At 63.7% G+C, this 2,279-nt stretch carries 3 protein-coding genes; all 3 read left to right on the forward strand.

Translation table 11 applies throughout. The features are described 5' to 3' along the window. Positions 1 to 57 precede the first annotated feature (57 nt). The 3 genes from ACFTOW_RS13520 to ACFTOW_RS13530 are packed head-to-tail and all read left to right on the forward strand — an operon-like array spanning position 58 to position 2,245. Entirely contained in the window at positions 58 to 657 is a 600-nt protein-coding gene (locus ACFTOW_RS13520; protein WP_379916579.1) for an amino acid ABC transporter permease, read from the forward strand. Positions 658 to 676: 19 nt separating this feature from the next. Beyond that, positions 677 to 1,450 carry an amino acid ABC transporter ATP-binding protein gene (locus tag ACFTOW_RS13525; RefSeq protein ID WP_379916581.1) on the forward strand — a complete coding sequence of 258 codons (774 nt, stop codon included), beginning with the start codon at positions 677 to 679 and terminating at the stop codon, positions 1,448 to 1,450. Positions 1,451 to 1,477: 27 nt separating this feature from the next. Then, the gene (locus ACFTOW_RS13530; RefSeq protein ID WP_379916583.1) at positions 1,478 to 2,245 is read left to right on the forward strand and encodes an aminotransferase class V-fold PLP-dependent enzyme; all 768 of its coding nucleotides are present in this window, start codon (positions 1,478 to 1,480) and stop codon (positions 2,243 to 2,245) included. The last annotated feature ends 34 nt before the right edge of the window (positions 2,246 to 2,279 follow it).

Genomic DNA, 2,279 nt, shown 5'->3' on the forward strand with positions numbered 1-2,279 from the left:
CTACCCCCCGGGTGGGTCATTTTTAAATGATCACGATGGGTCAGTTTTGAATGCAGATTGACAGGCAACACGCTGGCGCTGGCCTTTGTCATCCTGACGCTGGGGGCGATTGTCGGCGTGCTTGTCTGTCTGGTCCGCCTGTATGCGCCGCGGCCGCTGCGCTGGCTGGCCATCGCCTATATCGACCTGTTCCGCGCCATTCCGATTCTGGTTCTGCTGGTTCTGATCTACTATGCGCTGCCCTTCATGGGCATACGCTTTGGCCCCTTCGTGTCGGCCTCTCTGGCGCTTGGGCTGGTGTTCTCGTCCTTCACCGCCGAGGTGTTCCGCGCCGGGATTCAGGCCATACCCAAGGGCCAGATCGAGGCAGCAGATGCGCTGGGGCTGTCGTTTCCGGTGATCATCCTGCGGGTGATCCTGCCGCAGGCGTTCCGCATCGCCATCCCGGCCCATACGTCGAACTCTGTCGCCATCGCCAAGGACACCTCGCTGGCCTCGATCGTGGCGATGCCCGATCTGCTCAAGCAGGCGACCGACGCGCAGGCGCTGACCGCCAACCCCTCGCCGCTGATCGCCGCGGCGTTGATGTATCTGATCTTCCTGCTGCCGGCCGTGCGGTTGGTGTCGTATCTGGAAAACCGCTACCGCCCGCATTGAACGCGCGAAAGGAACCGTCATGTCCGCATCCCCCCGCCCCGACGCGCCCGACACCCCGCCCGACTCCATCCGCATCACCGGCATGAACAAGTGGTTCGGCCAGTTCCAGGTGCTGCACGACATCAACCTGACCGTGCGCGAGGGCGAGCGTATCGTCGTCTGCGGGCCGTCGGGGTCGGGCAAGTCCACCCTGATCCGTTGCATCAACCGGCTGGAGCACCATCAATCCGGCCAGATCGTCGTCGATGACATCGAACTGAATGCCAACCTCAAGAACATCCACAAAATCCGCTCCGAGGTCGGGATGGTGTTCCAGCACTTCAACCTGTTCCCCCATCTGACCATCCTTGAAAACTGCACGCTCGCCCCGATGTGGGTGCGCAAGATGCCCCGCGCCGAAGCGCGCGACTTGGCCATGCACTTTCTTGAAAAGGTGCGGATTCCCGAACAGGCCGACAAATATCCCGGGCAGCTTTCTGGCGGGCAGCAGCAGCGTGTCGCCATCGCCCGCAGCCTGTGCATGCGGCCCAAGATCATGCTGTTCGACGAGCCGACATCCGCGCTTGATCCCGAGATGATCAAGGAGGTGCTGGATACCATGATCGCCCTGGCGCAGGAGGGCATGACCATGATCTGCGTCACGCACGAGATGGGGTTTGCCCGGCAGGTCGCCAACCGCGTGGTGTTCATGGACGCAGGGCGGATCGTCGAAGAAAATGCGCCCGAGGCCTTTTTCCACAACCCTCAGAACGAGCGCACGAGGACATTTCTCGGGCAGATCCTCGGGCACTGACGCGACGACAGACAGGACCATTTGACCATGACGGCAAGCGACCCCGACGGCAGCGGCTATTTCCTGTATCACTCGATCGGGCAGTATCCCGGCAAGGCCGCGGATCTGGCCCGCGCGATGGAGGGGTTCGCTATCGTCTGGGGCACGCCGGACGACGGGCAATGGCCCGTCATCCTGGATCGGCGCGCGCAGTTCATCGACCACTGGCGCAATCTGATCGGTGCACCCCAGCGCAGCGTGACCACCTGCGAGAACGTGACCGGCGGGTTGTATGCGCTGATCGGCGCGCTGCCTGCGCAGCATCTGGCCGGGCGGCGTGTTCTGGTGGCCGGTGACTGCTTTCCCTCGCTGCACTTCCTGCTGACGGGGCTTCAGGCGCGGTTCGGCTTCACGCTGGAGACCGTGCCGCTGCGTCCCGGCGCGCATTGGGTTGACGATGACGACATGATCGCGGCCTGGGGGCCGGACGTCGGGCTGGCGCTGCTGACCTGGGTCAGTTCCACCTCGTCGCATCGCTGTGATCTGGACCGGTTGGTGGCCCATGGCCGCGCGCAGGGCAGCCTGATCGGCGTGGACATCACGCAGGCTGCAGGGCTTTTGCCATTCGACGTGGGCCGACCTGCGGTGGACTTTGCCCTGTCCACCAGCCTGAAATGGATGTGCGGCACCCCCGGCGCGGGCATCCTGCACGTCGCCCCCGACCTGATCGCGACCTGCCAGCCCGAGTTTCGCGGCTGGTTCAGCCAGCAGTGTAGCGCGACAAACTTGATGAGAAGAGCGCGTCAATCAGGATGAGAATCCTTGGTCGCGACGCTTGAGAAGATGCCGC

Origin of the sequence: Lacimonas salitolerans (assembly GCF_042677865.1) — a bacterium.
Taxonomy (GTDB): domain Bacteria; phylum Pseudomonadota; class Alphaproteobacteria; order Rhodobacterales; family Rhodobacteraceae; genus Lutimaribacter; species Lutimaribacter salitolerans.